Source organism: Tatumella ptyseos, assembly GCF_030552895.1.
Classification (GTDB): domain Bacteria; phylum Pseudomonadota; class Gammaproteobacteria; order Enterobacterales; family Enterobacteriaceae; genus Rosenbergiella; species Rosenbergiella ptyseos_A.
Genome location: NZ_CP130649.1, coordinates 2,935,757 through 2,953,539 on the forward strand (window position 1 = coordinate 2,935,757; position 17,783 = coordinate 2,953,539).

Below are 17,783 nucleotides of genomic sequence, written 5' to 3' on the forward strand. Positions count from 1 at the left end.
TTCAGAACCTCAGACCAGTGATAAAGGATACTAGGCGAACTAGAATACTATCTAATCCCCATAAAATGAGCGACATAATTGCCGTGACGATCGCGACAATAACTGTTGTCTGCAATGTCTCTTGACGGGTCGGCCAAACCACTTTACGAACTTCGGTTCTTGCTTCACGCGCGAAAGATACTGCTGCTTTACCTTTTGCTGTCGTAAGGAAAGCAATACCGCCGGCTATCGCGATAATGATAACCACGCCTAGCGCACGAAGTGGAAGATTAACTTCACGATAGAAGTAGTTACCCGCGATTGCGATAATCAATAGCGCAAAGACAACTACCCATTTGATTATTTCTAGGCCACGTCCACTCGCCTGAGCTTCAGTACTTGCACTCATAACAACCTACCACCATAAATCAAAAACTATTAAACCTCGCGATTTGCGAGGTAACCAACCCAGTCGGCATTCACCATCTGGAGTTTAACGTCACCCAGAGCCTGTCTCAACAATGATTTGGCTTCTAAAAAATCACTGATGAGCCAGGTTCTGTATCATCGCGAATAAAAAGGGCATCAAATGATGCCCTTTTCACATGCATGACGTCAAATATTATCGTGATTAAGCGATAACTTTAGCAACAACACCCGCACCTACAGTACGGCCACCTTCACGGATTGCGAAACGTAAGCCGTCATCCATTGCGATTGGGTGGATTAAGGTAACAACCATTTTGATGTTGTCGCCTGGCATTACCATTTCAACGCCTTCTGGCAGTTCGATGGTTCCAGTCACGTCAGTTGTACGGAAGTAGAACTGTGGACGGTAGCCTTTGAAGAACGGAGTATGACGGCCGCCTTCGTCTTTAGACAGAATATAAACTTCTGACTCGAACTGGGTGTGTGGCTTGATTGAACCTGGTTTTGCAAGAACTTGACCACGTTCGATTTCTTCACGCTTGATACCACGCAGAAGAACACCAACGTTCTCACCTGCTTGACCTTGGTCAAGAAGCTTACGGAACATCTCAACACCAGTACAAGTAGATTTCGCAGTATCTTTGATACCAACGATTTCAACTTCTTCACCTACTTTAACGATACCGCGCTCTACACGACCGGTTACAACAGTACCACGGCCTGAGATTGAGAATACGTCTTCGATTGGCAGAAGGAACGGCAGGTCGATTGCACGTTGTGGTTCTGGGATGTAAGCGTCTAAGTGACCAGCCAGTTCTACAACTTTAGCTTCCCACTCTGCGTCGCCTTCCAGTGCTTTAAGCGCTGAACCACGAACGATTGGAGTGTCGTCGCCTGGGAAGTCGTATTGTGACAGCAGGTCACGAACTTCCATTTCAACTAGCTCTAACAGCTCTTCATCATCAACCATGTCACATTTGTTCAGGAACACGATGATGTAAGGAACACCTACTTGGCGGCCTAACAGGATGTGCTCACGAGTTTGTGGCATAGGACCATCAGTTGCCGCAACAACCAGGATCGCTCCGTCCATTTGCGCAGCACCGGTGATCATGTTTTTAACGTAATCGGCGTGTCCTGGGCAGTCAACGTGCGCGTAGTGACGAGTTGGAGTTTCGTACTCTACGTGTGAAGTGTTGATGGTGATACCACGTGCTTTTTCTTCTGGCGCGTTATCGATTTGATCGAATGCACGCGCAGCACCGCCGTAAGTTTTTGCTAAAACGGTAGTGATTGCAGCAGTTAAAGTGGTTTTACCGTGGTCAACGTGACCGATGGTGCCCACGTTTACGTGTGGTTTATTACGTTGAAATTGCTCTTTAGCCATCGCTTGTTCCTCTAAGACACAGATAGAATCGGTGAAGTTATCACGTCAACCAGGTCATTATTGCCTGATAAATATGGATTTAATCAAGAACAGAAGGAATCAGGGAGGAAGTTAGGAATGTGGTGCTGATACCCAGAGTCGAACTGGGGACCTCACCCTTACCAAGGGTGCGCTCTACCAACTGAGCCATATCAGCACATCTGGAGCGGGCAGCGGGAATCGAACCCGCATCATCAGCTTGGAAGGCTGAGGTAATAGCCATTATACGATGCCCGCATCCTGGAACTCTGCTACCTGGATCTTTCTGTAGCTTATGAATAATAAAATGGCTCTTATTATTCGAGTCTGCCAGATAAACTGACCGACTTTCGACTGTTTCCAGTCTAAACCGGTGTGAGAAAACTGCTTACTTAAACATTTTTCTTCACTATGCCTCAACCTTAGTAGTTGAGATGGTGGTGGGAGAAGGATTCGAACCTTCGAAGTCTGTGACGGCAGATTTACAGTCTGCTCCCTTTGGCCGCTCGGGAACCCCACCTTAACTTGATTGGTGCCGACTACCGGAATCGAACTGGTGACCTACTGATTACAAGTCAGTTGCTCTACCTACTGAGCTAAGTCGGCATCAAGTTGAGGCGCATTCTATGGGGACTTAGGAAATCATGCAACTAAAAAATTAAGTTTTTTTTCTGTTCGCTCACTCTTTATTCAAATTAAGTGTTTTTAGCGGTTTTTAGTCCAAAATTTAATCGAATATCGTGTATTTGTGACAAGAAATAGGCTTGCTTTACATCATTTCCAGTAAGAATAGTGAATGAAAAATTTCGCTATTTTTTCCATAACAAGACTAAATAATTCGAGCGTTTTTACTTTCCGCCTAGATTTTAACATCTGCTAAATAGCTATATATCATTACATTAACATCTTTTTCCTTTGTACTGCTTACGACAGGTGATAACCTCCAGATATATAATTCCTTTAACTCCTTTAGGTAACTCACTTTCTGGTCTTTTTACTGCCACACTGAGTTACGGATGTCAGACGTATAATTATGAGTACAATCGATTCGTCACCTTTGACTTCAGCTTATTTGCATTTCGATCGTCAGCATTGGGCGGCATTACGTGAGTCAACACCTTTGGTTCTTGATCAACAAGATATAGAACAATTGAAGGGGATTAATGAAGATCTATCCCTAAGTGAAGTCGCTGAGATATACCTTCCCCTCTCGCGTTTACTGAACTTTTATATCAGCTCTAACCTTAACCATCAGAATGTGGTTAAAAAGTTTCTCGGTACTGAACGCAAAAAAGTTCCTTATATCATTAGTATTGCGGGTAGCGTTGCCGTAGGGAAAAGTACGACTGCAAGGGTACTACAAGCGTTACTTAGCCGCTGGCCGGAGCACCGTAGAGTAGAATTAATTACTACAGATGGTTTTCTCCACCCTAATGCCGTATTAAAAGAGCGCGGACTGATGAAAAAGAAAGGTTTTCCTCAGTCATATGATATGCACCGCTTAGTAAATTTCGTTGCAGATATTAAGGCAGGCAAGGAGAAACTTACTGTTCCCGTTTACTCCCATCTAACGTATGACATCATTCCTGAAGAACAGAAGGTTGTGGAAGCCCCAGATATCGTTATTCTCGAGGGTCTGAATGTCCTTCAAAGCGGAATGGATTATTCTCATGATCCTCATCGCGTATTTGTCAGCGATTTCGTCGACTTTTCGATTTATGTTGATGCTTCTGAAGAGTTGCTCAAGCAATGGTATATAAATCGTTTTCTACGCTTTAGAGAAGGTGCTTTTAGTGATCCTAATTCCTATTTCCACCATTATTCACAACTGACAATTGAAGAAGCGAAAGGGATTGCTACAACGCTTTGGGATGAAATCAATGGGCAAAATCTTCGTGAAAATATCTTACCCACTAGAGAAAGGGCTAATCTGATCTTATCGAAAAGCCTCAAACATGCTGTCAGTACCGTCAGCTTACGGAAATAATACTATTCCATTCAATTGGCGGCTCTTAGAGATATTTCGCCGCCAACCCACGCTTTTACTTCGCCTTCACTTTCCAACATTAATGCACCAAATTCATTTATTCCGCGCTCGATTCCGTAAATTTCCCTGTCGCCTATAATGAGTTTAACCTGTCTATCAAGGAAGTTGTCTAGGGCATGCCAACGAGGGAGAAAAGGGGCCATCCCCTGTGTTTCAAAAGTCTGTAAGGCGGCGCGTAGATTGGTGATAATCGCAGCGGATAGCGCATTTCTATCGGTTATAACACCCTCTTGGTAGAGGCTGGTCCAACTTTGATCTATAGATGAAGTAGCCTCTGACTTCATGGCGATATTTATTCCCGCACCGATAACGATATGGGCAATATCGCCGGTCTTACCCGTCATTTCAACTAATATCCCAGCAAGTTTTCGACTATTGATATAAAGATCGTTTGGCCACTTCACTTTCACATCATGGCAGCCAAACTCTATTAATGTTTCAGCTATCACTATACCTACCACTAAGCTTAAACCCATCGCTGCTGCCGGTCCCTGCTCCAACCGCCAGTACATTGATAAGTAAAGGTTGGCGCCAAAGGGAGAAAACCATTTCCCCCCACGCCTCCCCCTGCCAGCTTCCTGATATTCAGCAAGGCAAACATCACCAGTCGTCAGTCTATCAATATTATCGAGTAGATATTGGTTGGTAGAATCAATGACGGGGATTACCTCCACATTATCTGTGTGATACTGCTGAGAGATAACATTTTGGTCAAGTAAGTTGATTGGCGCCGATAAACAATAACCTTTCCCCGTCACCCGATAAGTACTCACACCCCATGTTTCAAGAATTTTTAGGTGCTGATTGATTGCCGCACGGCTCATACCAAGTGATTGTCCTAAGTGCTCACCGGAATGAAATTCGCCATCTGCTAAAATGGCCATGATCTTCAATGTTATGCTGTAATCTTTCATGATAATGTTTCCACTGCATCAACTTCACCTTGAGGGCCAATAAACCTTACTTCTGGTTCCAACCAGATAGCAAACTTCTCATGGACAGTATCTCTGACATACTTCGCCATACCCACTACATCTTCAGGCTTTGCAGCACCTAAATTAACCAAGACCAGAGCTTGCTGTGGATGTACCCCTGCTTGATTAGCAATAAATCCCTTGAGGCCCGCTTGGTCGATTAACCACCCTGCTGCAACCTTTACTAGGTCATTAGATTGCGGATATAAAGGGACATTAGGGTAATGTTCTTTGATTTTCTCAGCATAATGAATAGAGATGACAGGATTTTTAAAAAAGCTACCAGCATTACCTATTTTGCCGGGATCAGGCAGTTTACTACGACGTATCTCGCACACTTTATCAAATATAGATTGTGGTGTAAGAAGGGATGCTTCTACAGCCTTCAGCGGCCCATAAGACAGGTTTGGTTGCCATTGCTTAGCTAAACGAAAACCTACCGCAATAATGACATAACCTTGCTGGTACTGATGCTTGAAAATACTTTCCCGATAACCGAAAAGGCACTCTTTGTTAGTTAATCTTACTACCTTGTTCTGATCAAGATCGAGGATATCAACATATGCGCAAACGTCCTTCAATTCGACACCATAAGCACCTATATTCTGTATAGGTGCTGATCCTACCGTTCCTGGGATCAGTGCTAGATTTTCTAGCCCGGCCATACCCTCCCTTACGGTAAACTCGACGAACTGATGCCAATTCTCACCCGCCGCACAATGAATAAGCCAGTCCTCTTGCGTTTGCTCAATACTTATTCCTTTAAGTTGATTGACGACAACCGTGCCTTCAAAATCGCCGAGGAATAGCATATTACTACCTCCTCCCATCAGCAACCACGGCTTCTCTTGATGAGCTTGCCAGCTTTCACTGAGAGTTTGGATATTCTGTGCATAAACAATACGCTTTGCACTAACAGAAAGGCCAAAGGTATTTAAGGATTTTAAAGAGTTCTGCGAACAAGTCATGGCTTCACCTTGATAGGATATTCATGACTAGTTTACCTGATTTGATGGGATTTTTTTCATTAAACACTACAAGAAGTTAGCGTTTTTGCAACGCAAAAAGGCCATCCGTTAGGATGGCCTTTTTGACTTATTGGATGCCTGGCAGTTCCCTACTCTCGCATGGGGAGACCCCACACTACCATCGGCGCTACGGCGTTTCACTTCTGAGTTCGGCATGGGGTCAGGTGGGACCACCGCGCTAGTGCCGCCAGGCAAATTCTTGGTGCTAAAAACGTGTCTTTTTAACGTACTCGGCGTTAACTTCCCTCGCGCTATTCAGTCACATACCGGTGTATGCTCCTTCTTATCGCTCGGTTGTCGCCTTGATTACGATAAAAATCCATCGTTTCTACAAATTCGTTTCTTAAAATCTGTCAACGCGCTGATAAATCTCTCAATCCAAAACGCCTCTGGCGTTGTAAGGTTAAGCCTCACGGGTCATTAGTACTGGTTAGCTCAATGCATCGCTGCACTTACACACCCAGCCTATCAACGTCGTAGTCTTCAACGTCCCTTCAGGACTCTCAAGGAGTCAGGGAGAACTCATCTTGGGGCAAGTTTCGTGCTTAGATGCTTTCAGCACTTATCTTTTCCGCACTTAGCTACCGGGCAATGCCATTGGCATGACAACCCGAACACCAGTGGTGCGTTCACTCCGGTCCTCTCGTACTAGGAGCAACCCCCCTCAATTCTCCAACGCCCACGGCAGATAGGGACCGAACTGTCTCACGACGTTCTAAACCCAGCTCGCGTACCACTTTAAACGGCGAACAGCCGTACCCTTGGGACCTACTTCAGCCCCAGGATGTGATGAGCCGACATCGAGGTGCCAAACACCGCCGTCGATATGAACTCTTGGGCGGTATCAGCCTGTTATCCCCGGAGTACCTTTTATCCGTTGAGCGATGGCCCTTCCATTCAGAACCACCGGATCACTAAGACCTGCTTTCGCACCTGCTCGAACTGTCACTCTCGCAGTCAAGCTAGCTTATGCCTTTGCACTAACCTCACGATGTCCGACCGTGATTAGCTAACCTTCGTGCTCCTCCGTTACTCTTTGGGAGGAGACCGCCCCAGTCAAACTACCCACCAGACACTGTCCGCAACCCGGATCACGGGTCTACGTTAGAACATCAAACATTAAAGGGTGGTATTTCAAGGTTGGCTCCATGCAGACTGGCGTCCACACTTCAAAGCCTCCCACCTATCCTACACATCAAGGCTCAATGTTCAGTGTCAAGCTATAGTAAAGGTTCACGGGGTCTTTCCGTCTTGCCGCGGGTACACTGCATCTTCACAGCGATTTCAATTTCACTGAGTCTCGGGTGGAGACAGCCTGGCCATCATTACGCCATTCGTGCAGGTCGGAACTTACCCGACAAGGAATTTCGCTACCTTAGGACCGTTATAGTTACGGCCGCCGTTTACTGGGGCTTCGATCAAGAGCTTCTCCTTACGGATAACCCCATCAATTAACCTTCCAGCACCGGGCAGGCGTCACACCGTATACGTCCACTTTCGTGTTTGCACAGTGCTGTGTTTTTAATAAACAGTTGCAGCCAGCTGGTATCTTCGACTGGCTTCAGCTCCAGGAGCAAGTCCCTTCACCTACGCGCCAGCGTGCCTTCTCCCGAAGTTACGGCACCATTTTGCCTAGTTCCTTCACCCGAGTTCTCTCAAGCGCCTTGGTATTCTCTACCTGATCACCTGTGTCGGTTTGGGGTACGATTCAATGTTACCTAGAGCTTAGAGGCTTTTCCTGGAAGCATGGCATCAATTACTTCAGTTCCGTAGAACCTCGTCATCACGTCTCAGCCTTAAGATAGTCCGGATTTACCAAAACTATCAGCCTACTCGCTTAAACCGGGACAACCGTCGCCCGGATAACCTAGCCTTCTCCGTCCCCCCTTCGCAGTAACACCAAGTACAGGAATATTAACCTGTTTCCCATCGACTACGCTTTTCAGCCTCGCCTTAGGGGTCGACTCACCCTGCCCCGATTAACGTTGGACAGGAACCCTTGATCTTCCGGCGAGCGGGTTTTTCACCCGCTTTATCGTTACTTATGTCAGCATTCGCACTTCTGATACCTCCAGCAAACCTCACAGTTCACCTTCAACGGCTTACAGAACGCTCCCCTACCCAACAACACATAGTGTCGCTGCCGCAGCTTCGGTGCATAGTTTAGCCCCGTTACATCTTCCGCGCAGGCCGACTCGACCAGTGAGCTATTACGCTTTCTTTAAATGATGGCTGCTTCTAAGCCAACATCCTGGCTGTCTGGGCCTTCCCACATCGTTTCCCACTTAACTATGACTTTGGGACCTTAGCTGGCGGTCTGGGTTGTTTCCCTCTTCACGACGGACGTTAGCACCCGCCGTGTGTCTCCCGTGATAACATTCTTCGGTATTCGTAGTTTGCATCGGGTTGGTAAGCCGGGATGGCCCCCTAGCCGAAACAGTGCTCTACCCCCGAAGATGAGTTCACGAGGCGCTACCTAAATAGCTTTCGGGGAGAACCAGCTATCTCCCGGTTTGATTGGCCTTTCACCCCCAGCCACAAGTCATCCGCTAATTTTTCAACATTAGTCGGTTCGGTCCTCCAGTTAGTGTTACCCAACCTTCAACCTGCCCATGGCTAGATCACCGGGTTTCGGGTCTATACCTTGCAACTTAACGCCCAGTTAAGACTCGGTTTCCCTGCGGCTCCCCTATTCGGTTAACCTTGCTACAAAATATAAGTCGCTGACCCATTATACAAAAGGTACGCAGTCACACGCTCAAGGCGTGCTCCCACTGCTTGTACGTACACGGTTTCAGGTTCTATTTCACTCCCCTCGCCGGGGTTCTTTTCGCCTTTCCCTCACGGTACTGGTTCACTATCGGTCAGTCAGGAGTATTTAGCCTTGGAGGATGGTCCCCCCATATTCAGACAGGATACCACGTGTCCCGCCCTACTCTTCGAGCTCACAATCAGTGCATTTTCATGTACGGGGCTATCACCCTGTATCGCCGGACTTTCCAGACCGTTCCATTAACACACTGACTGATGCAGACTCTGGGCTCCTCCCCGTTCGCTCGCCGCTACTAGGGGAATCTCGGTTGATTTCTTTTCCTCGAGGTACTTAGATGTTTCAGTTCCCTCGGTTCGCCTCGTTAACCTATGTATTCAGTTAACGATAGTGTGTCGAAACACACTGGGTTTCCCCATTCGGATATCGTCGGCTATAACGGTTCATATCACCTTACCGACGCTTTTCGCAGATTAGCACGTCCTTCATCGCCTCTGACTGCCAGGGCATCCACCGTGTACGCTTATTCGCTTAACCTCACAACCCACAGACGTCTTAGACGCTGTAGACTGTAAAAGTCTTTGAGAGACTCCGAATAATTTTCATTATTCAGTGTTTTCAATTTATCAGCTTGTTTCCAGATTTTTAAAGAGCAATATCTTAAAGACGACTCGTAAGTCAGCTTTAAGATAATTTTATTTTCAGTGAGATACTGAAGATGGTGGAGCTAAGCGGGATCGAACCGCTGACCTCCTGCGTGCAAGGCAGGCGCTCTCCCAGCTGAGCTATAGCCCCATCGATTTTGCAAACATCAGAGTTACCGAAGCAATTCATTCTCAAGCAAGGCGTAACGTTACGAAGCATACATCAGTATGCGAGTGGCGTTACAACACAGCGTGAGGATGAATTTGGTAGGCCTGAGTGGACTTGAACCACCGACCTCACCCTTATCAGGGGTGCGCTCTAACCACCTGAGCTACAAGCCTGCAGATGTTTACTGCTCTCTTTAATTTTCATCAGACAATCTGTGTGAGCACTTCGCAGCAATGTATCTTACAGGTAAGGAGGTGATCCAACCGCAGGTTCCCCTACGGTTACCTTGTTACGACTTCACCCCAGTCATGAATCACAAAGTGGTAAACGCCCTCCCGAAGGTTAAGCTATCTACTTCTTTTGCAACCCACTCCCATGGTGTGACGGGCGGTGTGTACAAGGCCCGGGAACGTATTCACCGTAACATTCTGATTTACGATTACTAGCGATTCCGACTTCATGGAGTCGAGTTGCAGACTCCAATCCGGACTACGACGCACTTTATGAGGTCCGCTTGCTCTCGCGAGGTCGCTTCTCTTTGTATGCGCCATTGTAGCACGTGTGTAGCCCTACTCGTAAGGGCCATGATGACTTGACGTCATCCCCACCTTCCTCCGGTTTATCACCGGCAGTCTCCTTTGAGTTCCCACCATTACGTGCTGGCAACAAAGGATAAGGGTTGCGCTCGTTGCGGGACTTAACCCAACATTTCACAACACGAGCTGACGACAGCCATGCAGCACCTGTCTCAGAGTTCCCGAAGGCACTAAAGCATCTCTGCTAAATTCTCTGGATGTCAAGAGTAGGTAAGGTTCTTCGCGTTGCATCGAATTAAACCACATGCTCCACCGCTTGTGCGGGCCCCCGTCAATTCATTTGAGTTTTAACCTTGCGGCCGTACTCCCCAGGCGGTCGACTTAACGCGTTAGCTCCGGAAGCCACTCCTCAAGGGAACAGCCTCCAAGTCGACATCGTTTACGGCGTGGACTACCAGGGTATCTAATCCTGTTTGCTCCCCACGCTTTCGCACCTGAGCGTCAGTCTTTGTCCAGGGGGCCGCCTTCGCCACCGGTATTCCTCCAGATCTCTACGCATTTCACCGCTACACCTGGAATTCTACCCCCCTCTACAAGACTCAAGCTTGCCAGTTTCAAATGCAGTTCCCAGGTTGAGCCCGGGGATTTCACATCTGACTTAACAAACCGCCTGCGTGCGCTTTACGCCCAGTAATTCCGATTAACGCTTGCACCCTCCGTATTACCGCGGCTGCTGGCACGGAGTTAGCCGGTGCTTCTTCTGTCAGTAACGTCAATGCATGAAAGTATTAGTTTCACACCCTTCCTCCTGACTGAAAGTACTTTACAACCCGAAGGCCTTCTTCATACACGCGGCATGGCTGCATCAGGCTTGCGCCCATTGTGCAATATTCCCCACTGCTGCCTCCCGTAGGAGTCTGGACCGTGTCTCAGTTCCAGTGTGGCTGGTCATCCTCTCAGACCAGCTAGGGATCGTCGCCTAGGTAAGCCATTACCCTACCTACTAGCTAATCCCATCTGGGTTCATCCGATGGTGCGAGGCCCGAAAGTCCCCCGCTTTGGTCTTGCGACATTATGCGGTATTAGCTACCGTTTCCAGTAGTTATCCCCCTCCATCAGGCAGATCCCCAGACATTACTCACCCGTCCGCCACTCGTCAGCAAAGTAGCAAGCTACTCTCTGTTACCGTTCGACTTGCATGTGTTAGGCCTGCCGCCAGCGTTCAATCTGAGCCATGATCAAACTCTTCAATTTAAAGTTTGATGCTCAAAGAAATTGTTCTGTTATTCGTAAATGAATTTTCAGTGTCACTCTTCAAGACTTGATACTACAAAGTTTTTTGTGATATCAATCCTGCGAGTGCCCACACAGATTGTCTGATAAATTGTTAAAGAGCATTGCGAATCAACGTTTTAACTCGTTGTCGCGAGGTGGCGTATATTACTCGCTTCACCTCAGGAGTCAATCATTATTTTGATTTTTTCTCCTGGACCGAATCGCTTCAGTCCCTGTCACCGCGCTGCGTATCGTGCTTTGCCGTGTCAGTGGATGCGCATTATAGGGAGTTCCGCTCAGAGCGCAAGGGATTATTTAAAAAAAATCATCAGTTGCTGGAGAATCATGCAATCCGCTCAATATTTGTAAGATTTTCGAGTTTTTCAAACCGATATTGCTGTAAAACTGGCAAAAGTAAGGTCGATTTATCATCGTTAAGTGTACAAAATGCAATATTAGAAGATCGCGGCAAGGTCGGTAAAGCATAGTCTTTTAGTAGAAATACCGCTCTGCGAGCAACTGCGATGCCTGAATCGACGAAAATCGTCTCTTTCGGGAAAACTTCTCTCAACTCTTCTTTTAATAAAGGAAAGTGTGTACAGCCTAGAATGATAGTGTCTGGAACACTAGGCAGTCTCAACCAAGTCATTACCGCTGCCTTCACCTCATCTAAGCTTACCTCCTGTCGGTGAAGCTTGCGTTCTGCTAGCTCAACGAGAGATGTCGCCCCTAACATTTCAATCTGGCAGTTGGTAGCAAACTGCTTAATCAAGTCATAAGTATATTCCCTGCGTATTGTTCCTTGTGTTGCTAGCAAACCAATCACACCATTACGTGTTAATTGCGCCGCAGGTTTTATCGCAGGTACTACACCTATAACAGGAAAACTAAAAGTATCTCGAAGTCGAGGTAAAGTAATAGTGCTTGCCGTATTACAGGCAATAACCGCAAGATCGATCGAAAATCTCTCTGTTATCTGTTTGGTGATCTGCACAACGCGTTCAATAATAAACGACTCTTCTTTAGTTCCATAAGGGAAGCCTGCATTATCGAACACATAAAGATATCGAGCTGATGGTAATAGCTTTGCTATTTCGTCGTAAACCGAGAGTCCGCCGACGCCAGAGTCAATAATCAATATTGTTGGTACTGTGCCACCATTGGACGAACGTGTTTCTGAAGGATATTGAATCGGTATAACCATTTTTCTCTCGTGCGCTTCTGATTATAGTGACTATGATACCACCCTAGACGACGTTAACTCAGCAACTGATAACGATAGAAGCTGGACATCGTGAAGAGAATCCCTACAATTCTCCGCTGATCAGGCTATTCTATAGGTTCAATTTATGACTCCGGAACATCTTCCCACAGCACAATACGATTCGCAGCTCACTGAAAAGCATCAACGCCTTAGTCAGCTATTATCGTCCTATCAGCACCCTGAGATCGAAGTTTTCCGCTCGCCTGTGAGTCATTATCGTATGCGTGCAGAATTTCGGCTTTGGCATGAAGGCGACGACCTTTACCACATCATGTTCGATCAAGCGACAAAGTCACGCATACCTGTCATGCAGTTCCCTGCAGCGAGTGAATTAATTAATCAGCTAATGCCAATCATGATTGATGCACTTAAGCAGGAGCAAGTACTGCGACACAAAATTTTCCAAATCGATTATCTCACCACCTTGAGTGGCGAAGCGTTAGTCACGCTACTTTATCATCGGCCACTGAATGATGAGTGGATCGCTGCTGCAAAAGTATTACGGGACAAGTTAAGGCAGATGGGGTTCACCATCGACATCATAGGTCGAGCGACAAAAACGAAAATCGTCCTTGATAAAGACTATATAGAAGAAGCACTCAACGTAAATGGCGAAAGACTTATTTATCGACAAGTTGAGAATAGCTTCACGCAACCTAACGCAGCAATCAATATATCCATGCTTGAATGGGCGCAATCTATCACACAAAACGCCACAGGCGATCTGTTGGAACTCTATTGTGGGAATGGTAACTTCTCGATTGCATTAGCGAAAAACTTCAATCAGGTGCTCGCCACTGAAATAGCGAAACCTTCCGTGGAGTCCGCGCAATATAATATTAGCGTTAACAATATCGATAACTTACAAATTATCCGGATGTCCGCAGAAGAATTTACACAAGCGATGCAGGGCGTTAGGGAGTTTAACCGCCTCAAAGGCATTGATTTGAAGGCTTACAATTGCGAGACCATTTTTGTTGATCCCCCTCGTAGCGGGCTCGACGAGAAAACGCTGAGAATGGTACAACAATATCCGCGTATCCTCTATATATCCTGTAATCCAGAAACACTCTGCGAGAATCTGTCTGTACTTTCGGAAACTCACGCGATTTCTCGCGTAGCGCTATTCGACCAGTTCCCTTATACCCATCATATGGAATCTGGGGTGTTGCTGACATTGCGTTAATCTTTCGGAACCCTATTTACGAATAGGGTTCATCTCTTCATGCCCTTCATTATGTAACGCCAACCGTTCTTGCTCACGACGATACCAATAATAAGCCCCTTTCGAAATCATCCTAAGTTGGAGTACAAGGCGTTCCTCGAGTAAACGTCTATGTGTAAGGTCAATATCCAGCGCTTCTGCACCAGCACTAAACACTATTGTGACCATCGCTTCAGCCTGAGCCTCAGTGAAGCTTCGGGGCATATGATTTTCTAGTTCCAGATAGTCGGCCAATTCTGCAATAAAATGTTGAATCTCGCGCGCGACTGCAGCACGAAATGCAGAAGATGTCCCAGAGCGTTCACGCAAAAGAAGTCTAAAGGCATTAGGATTATTACCAATAAACTCCATGAAGGTCGAAACCGAGGTGCGGATGATACTCCCCCCTTTTGCTATACGCTGTCGTGCTTGACGCATAAGTTGGCGAAGCATCAGGCCACTTTCGTCAACCATCGTCAGACCTAGTTCATCCACATCTTTGAAATGTCGATAGAAAGAGGTTGGCGCAATTCCTGCCTCACGAGCGACCTCCCGTAGACTTAGGCTAGCAAAACTTCGTTCAGCACTGAGCTGGCTAAAAGCCGCTTCTACAAGTGCACGCCTTGTACGTTCTTTTTGCTGCGCTCTAACGCCCATGACTTCTGCCTTTTTATCTTTCATGGTAAGACTATACCAAAGTTTGAGCGTACAGCGTTGGAAACATTATTACGCTCTGTTACTTAAATTTTTGCGCAGAAATGCGGAAAATTGGTTTTACCATTTAGCAAATATCGTGAAGATGTTAGAATCTAGTTGTAAAAATGTATAGAGAAATAGGACATATGGGTATGAAACAGTCTTACGATTACGACGCCATTGTCATTGGTTCTGGACCTGGTGGTGAAGGTGCCGCAATGGGCCTAGTTAAACAAGGTGCTCACATTGCAGTTATTGAACGCTATCATAATATCGGTGGTGGTTGTACGCACTGGGGCACGATCCCCTCTAAAGCTTTACGTCACGCAGTTAGCCGTATCATCGAGTTCAATCTGAACCCCCTATACAGCGACCATACTCGCCTACTACGTTCTTCTTTTGCTGATATTCTCAAACATACTGAGAACGTGATTCAACAACAAACTAATATGCGCCAAGGGTTTTATGAAAGAAACCACTGCGCCTTATTCCAAGGTGATGCACGGTTTATCGACGAACACACCATTGAACTCACCAGTCACGACGGTTCGGTGGAAGTCTTAACCGCAGAAAAATTCGTTATTGCTTGTGGTTCTCGTCCTTATCATCCCGATAATATCGACTTCACGCATCCTCGTGTCTACGATTCCGATTCGATCCTAGATTTAAAGCATGAGCCAAGCCATGTCATCATTTATGGTGCAGGCGTAATTGGCTGCGAATATGCCTCGATTTTCCGAGGGCTAGGTGTGAAGGTCGACCTCATTAATACCCGTGATCGCCTACTGGCATTCCTAGATCAAGAGATGTCGGACTCTCTCTCTTACCACTTCTGGAATAATGGCGTGGTGATACGTCACAATGAAGAGTTTGAGAAAGTTGAAGGCGTTGAGGATGGCGTGATTATGCACCTCAAATCCGGCAAAAAAATGAAAGCGGACTGTTTATTATTTGCAAACGGTCGGACAGGGAATACCGATTCTCTCTCATTGGAGAATGCCGGACTTGAAGCCGATGGGCGCGGCTTGTTAAAAGTCAATAATATGTACCAAACCAATCAACCACATATTTTTGCAGTAGGGGATGTGATTGGTTATCCAAGCTTAGCTTCTGCAGCGTATGACCAAGGTCGTATTGCCGCACAAGCCATTATCAAAGGCGAGGCAACAGCACATCTCGTTGAAGATATCCCGACAGGTATCTACACCATCCCAGAGATCAGCTCGATCGGGAAAACTGAGCAACAACTCACTGCAATGAAAGTCCCTTATGAGGTGGGTCGCGCGCAGTTCAAACACCTTGCTCGTGCACAAATTGTAGGGATGAATGTCGGTAGCTTAAAAATCCTTTTCCATCGTGAAACGAAAGAGATCCTTGGGATACATTGCTTTGGTGAAAGGGCTGCTGAGATTATTCATATCGGCCAAGCCATTATGGAACAGAAAAATGGTGGTAATACCATCGAGTACTTCGTTAATACCACCTTTAACTATCCAACAATGGCCGAGGCTTATCGCGTCGCCGCATTAAATGGTTTAAATAGACTGTTTTAGAACATCTGCCGGTAGAGCGTACATATGTGCGCTTATCGCCTCTGCGAGTTGCTCATAGCGGCTACGCAGAGGTGATCCTGGACGGTAGATTAATGCTACCGTCCGTTGTGGCACTGGCAATTCACATCCAATGTAGCATACACCGTCTCTTTCCCTTTCCGCCGGAACGGACAGCGCGGGCATCAACGTCACGCCGCTACCCGCTGCAACCATATTCCGTAGTGTCTCAAGGCTGGTCGCACGAAAATGCGTATCCTCGTCAGCTCCCGCTTGGAAACAGAATCCCATCGCTTGATCGCGTAGACAGTGACCGTCCTCTAACATGAGTAATTTCTCACCGGAAAGCTCGCTCATTGAAATAGTCTGCCGCTGGCACCAAGGGTGATCACTGTAAACCGCCAACTTCATTGGTTCGTCGAATAAAGGCACTTCAATGAAAGTTTCTGACTCTTTAACTAACGCCATAATGGCACAGTCTAATTTACCGCTATCGAGCTGGGCTAATAGCTGATGGGTTTGTGCTTCATGAAGGTACATCTCAAGTTTCGGAAAACTTTTATGAAGCATAGGAATTATATGCGGCAATAAATAGGGGCCGACGGTAGGGATTAAGCCGATGTGTAAAGGTCCTGACATGGTTTCGCCTTGCTGGCTCGCCATCTCTTTAAGGATTTTCACTTCTCTCAAGACGGTCCGAGCTTGGTCGACAAGGAGTAAGCCTGCTTGCGTGAACAGAACTTTGCGACTGGTTCTTTCAAGTAACATGACGCCTAGCTCATCTTCCAGCTTGCGTATTTGTCCACTTAAGGTGGGTTGGCTAACATGACAAGCGTCCGCTGCTCGTCTAAAATGACGATGTTCTGCGAGCGAAACAAGATATTCCAGATCACGGATGTTCATTAATCCCCTTCCTTCATGATAGGTCGTAACGATAGGTAGCATAGCAACGAACGATTGGCCCTATCAAGGAATGTCTCATATTATTAACTCATCAAACAGTTAACCTATATCAAATAGTGGAGTACAACATGCCATTAGAGAATCAAGAAGGTAAAAACGTCCCGCAAGTAACATTCCACACCCGTCAAGGTGACAAATGGGTCGATCTGACAAGTGATGATTTATTCAAAAACAAAACTGTAATTGTTTTCTCATTACCTGGCGCCTTCACGCCAACTTGCTCTTCAAGCCATCTTCCACGCTACAACGAGCTACACAGCGTATTCGCTGCTCATGGCGTCGACGAGATCTTATGTGTCTCAGTTAACGATACTTTCGTTATGAACGCTTGGAAACAAGATCAACACGCTGAGAAAATTACCTTTATTCCAGACGGTAATGGCGATTTCAGTCGCGGCATGGGTATGTTAGTCGGCAAAGGTGATTTAGGCTTCGGTGAGCGTTCGTGGCGTTACTCTATGCTGGTGCGCGATGGTAAAATCGAGAAGATGTTTATCGAGCCGGACCAACCAGGTGACCCGTTTGAAGTTTCCGATGCTGACACCATGCTGAAATATTTGGCACCAGACCACAAATTACAGGAGTCTGTGTCAATTATTACTAAGCCAGGTTGTCCTTTCTGTGCAAAAGCGAAACAACTTTTGCAAGATAAAGGTCTACAATATGAAGAGCTGGTATTGGGACAAGACGCTACCACCGTTAGCTTACGTGCTATCACAGGACGTTCTACCGTACCGCAAATCTTTATCGGAGGCCGCCACATCGGAGGCAGCGACGATTTAGAGAAGCACTTCGCAGTATAAAATTATAAGAAGCTAGTGCCACACCAGGATAGCGGACGATTTCTCGT

Annotated in this window: 11 protein-coding genes, 6 tRNA genes and 3 rRNA genes; 4 read left to right on the forward strand and 16 right to left on the reverse strand. The window is 46.5% G+C overall.

Features of this window, described 5'->3' with window-relative positions:
* Nucleotide 1: 1 nt before the first annotated feature.
* The 6 genes from secE to QJR74_RS13880 all read right to left on the reverse strand — a co-directional run bounded on the left by secE (nucleotide 2) and on the right by QJR74_RS13880 (nucleotide 2,419).
* On the reverse strand, nucleotides 2-388 hold the full coding sequence (secE, locus tag QJR74_RS13855; protein WP_048912869.1) for a preprotein translocase subunit SecE: 387 nt from the start codon (nucleotides 386-388) through the stop codon (nucleotides 2-4).
* Nucleotides 389-610: 222 nt separating this feature from the next.
* Nucleotides 611-1,795 carry an elongation factor Tu gene (gene tuf / locus QJR74_RS13860; RefSeq protein WP_048912870.1) on the reverse strand — a complete coding sequence of 395 codons (1,185 nt, stop codon included), beginning with the start codon at nucleotides 1,793-1,795 and terminating at the stop codon, nucleotides 611-613.
* Nucleotides 1,796-1,915: 120 nt separating this feature from the next.
* Nucleotides 1,916-1,991 (reverse strand) — tRNA-Thr (locus QJR74_RS13865).
* A 5-nt stretch (nucleotides 1,992-1,996) separates the two neighbouring features.
* Nucleotides 1,997-2,071: transfer RNA gene (locus QJR74_RS13870), tRNA-Gly, on the reverse strand.
* A gap of 177 nt (nucleotides 2,072-2,248) precedes the next feature.
* Nucleotides 2,249-2,333: transfer RNA gene (locus QJR74_RS13875), tRNA-Tyr, on the reverse strand.
* Nucleotides 2,334-2,343: 10 nt separating this feature from the next.
* Nucleotides 2,344-2,419: transfer RNA gene (locus QJR74_RS13880), tRNA-Thr, on the reverse strand.
* Between the two features lie 427 nt (nucleotides 2,420-2,846).
* Between QJR74_RS13880 and coaA the strand changes: the two genes are divergently transcribed.
* Nucleotides 2,847-3,800 carry a type I pantothenate kinase gene (coaA, locus tag QJR74_RS13885; protein WP_304372366.1) on the forward strand — a complete coding sequence of 318 codons (954 nt, stop codon included), beginning with the start codon at nucleotides 2,847-2,849 and terminating at the stop codon, nucleotides 3,798-3,800.
* Nucleotides 3,801-3,811: 11 nt separating this feature from the next.
* Here coaA and birA read toward each other — a convergent pair whose 3' ends face one another.
* From birA to murI, 8 genes are all read right to left on the reverse strand, one after another.
* Nucleotides 3,812-4,774, reverse strand: coding sequence for a bifunctional biotin--[acetyl-CoA-carboxylase] ligase/biotin operon repressor BirA (gene birA / locus QJR74_RS13890; protein WP_304372367.1), 963 nt, complete (start codon nucleotides 4,772-4,774; stop codon nucleotides 3,812-3,814).
* Nucleotides 4,771-5,802 carry a UDP-N-acetylmuramate dehydrogenase gene (gene murB / locus QJR74_RS13895; protein ID WP_304372368.1) on the reverse strand — a complete coding sequence of 344 codons (1,032 nt, stop codon included), beginning with the start codon at nucleotides 5,800-5,802 and terminating at the stop codon, nucleotides 4,771-4,773. The genes birA and murB overlap by 4 nt, the downstream gene beginning before the upstream one ends.
* 136 nt (nucleotides 5,803-5,938) lie before the next feature.
* Nucleotides 5,939-6,054 (reverse strand): 5S ribosomal RNA (gene rrf / locus QJR74_RS13900).
* Between the two features lie 207 nt (nucleotides 6,055-6,261).
* Nucleotides 6,262-9,169 (reverse strand): 23S ribosomal RNA (locus tag QJR74_RS13905).
* A 182-nt stretch (nucleotides 9,170-9,351) separates the two neighbouring features.
* A tRNA-Ala gene (locus QJR74_RS13910) sits at nucleotides 9,352-9,427 on the reverse strand.
* A 114-nt stretch (nucleotides 9,428-9,541) separates the two neighbouring features.
* Nucleotides 9,542-9,618 (reverse strand) — tRNA-Ile (locus tag QJR74_RS13915).
* A 74-nt stretch (nucleotides 9,619-9,692) separates the two neighbouring features.
* Nucleotides 9,693-11,235, reverse strand: a 16S ribosomal RNA gene (locus QJR74_RS13920).
* Together the 16S, 23S and 5S rRNA genes with 2 tRNA genes alongside form the textbook arrangement of a ribosomal RNA operon.
* Nucleotides 11,236-11,599: 364 nt before the next feature.
* Nucleotides 11,600-12,460, reverse strand: coding sequence for a glutamate racemase (gene murI, locus QJR74_RS13925; protein WP_304372370.1), 861 nt, complete (start codon nucleotides 12,458-12,460; stop codon nucleotides 11,600-11,602).
* Between the two features lie 145 nt (nucleotides 12,461-12,605).
* On the opposite strand from murI, the gene trmA reads away from it, so the two are divergent.
* Nucleotides 12,606-13,706, forward strand: coding sequence for a tRNA (uridine(54)-C5)-methyltransferase TrmA (trmA, locus tag QJR74_RS13930; protein WP_304372371.1), 1,101 nt, complete (start codon nucleotides 12,606-12,608; stop codon nucleotides 13,704-13,706).
* A gap of 12 nt (nucleotides 13,707-13,718) precedes the next feature.
* On the opposite strand, the gene fabR is transcribed toward trmA, so the two are convergent.
* Nucleotides 13,719-14,381 (reverse strand): HTH-type transcriptional repressor FabR, encoded by a 663-nt coding sequence (gene fabR, locus QJR74_RS13935; RefSeq protein ID WP_304374060.1) that lies wholly within the window; start codon nucleotides 14,379-14,381, stop codon nucleotides 13,719-13,721.
* 191 nt (nucleotides 14,382-14,572) lie between these two features.
* On the opposite strand from fabR, the gene sthA reads away from it, so the two are divergent.
* Nucleotides 14,573-15,973, forward strand: coding sequence for a Si-specific NAD(P)(+) transhydrogenase (gene sthA / locus QJR74_RS13940; RefSeq protein ID WP_304372372.1), 1,401 nt, complete (start codon nucleotides 14,573-14,575; stop codon nucleotides 15,971-15,973).
* Here the strand turns inward: sthA and oxyR are convergent.
* The gene (gene oxyR, locus QJR74_RS13945; protein WP_304372373.1) at nucleotides 15,956-16,873 is read right to left on the reverse strand and encodes a DNA-binding transcriptional regulator OxyR; all 918 of its coding nucleotides are present in this window, start codon (nucleotides 16,871-16,873) and stop codon (nucleotides 15,956-15,958) included. The two genes, sthA and oxyR, sit on opposite strands and share 18 nt — an antisense overlap.
* A 128-nt stretch (nucleotides 16,874-17,001) precedes the next feature.
* Between oxyR and QJR74_RS13950 the strand changes: the two genes are divergently transcribed.
* Nucleotides 17,002-17,736: a glutathione peroxidase gene (locus tag QJR74_RS13950; protein ID WP_304372374.1), complete on the forward strand. Its 735-nt coding sequence runs from the start codon at nucleotides 17,002-17,004 to the stop codon at nucleotides 17,734-17,736.
* Nucleotides 17,737-17,783 lie beyond the last annotated feature (47 nt).

What these genes read in the sequence shown, in the direction of transcription:
- birA (WP_304372367.1), bottom strand. Translation starts at nt 4,774, where the DNA reads ATGAAAGATTACAGCATAACATTGAAGATCATGGCCATTTTAGCAGAT.
- coaA (WP_304372366.1), top strand. Translation starts at nt 2,847, where the DNA reads ATGAGTACAATCGATTCGTCACCTTTGACTTCAGCTTATTTGCATTTC.
- oxyR (WP_304372373.1), bottom strand. Translation starts at nt 16,873, where the DNA reads ATGAACATCCGTGATCTGGAATATCTTGTTTCGCTCGCAGAACATCGT.
- sthA (WP_304372372.1), top strand. Translation starts at nt 14,573, where the DNA reads ATGAAACAGTCTTACGATTACGACGCCATTGTCATTGGTTCTGGACCT.
- secE (WP_048912869.1), bottom strand. Translation starts at nt 388, where the DNA reads ATGAGTGCAAGTACTGAAGCTCAGGCGAGTGGACGTGGCCTAGAAATA.
- tuf (WP_048912870.1), bottom strand. Translation starts at nt 1,795, where the DNA reads ATGGCTAAAGAGCAATTTCAACGTAATAAACCACACGTAAACGTGGGC.
- murB (WP_304372368.1), bottom strand. Translation starts at nt 5,802, where the DNA reads ATGACTTGTTCGCAGAACTCTTTAAAATCCTTAAATACCTTTGGCCTT.
- QJR74_RS13950 (WP_304372374.1), top strand. Translation starts at nt 17,002, where the DNA reads ATGCCATTAGAGAATCAAGAAGGTAAAAACGTCCCGCAAGTAACATTC.
- fabR (WP_304374060.1), bottom strand. Translation starts at nt 14,381, where the DNA reads ATGGGCGTTAGAGCGCAGCAAAAAGAACGTACAAGGCGTGCACTTGTA.
- murI (WP_304372370.1), bottom strand. Translation starts at nt 12,460, where the DNA reads ATGGTTATACCGATTCAATATCCTTCAGAAACACGTTCGTCCAATGGT.
- trmA (WP_304372371.1), top strand. Translation starts at nt 12,606, where the DNA reads ATGACTCCGGAACATCTTCCCACAGCACAATACGATTCGCAGCTCACT.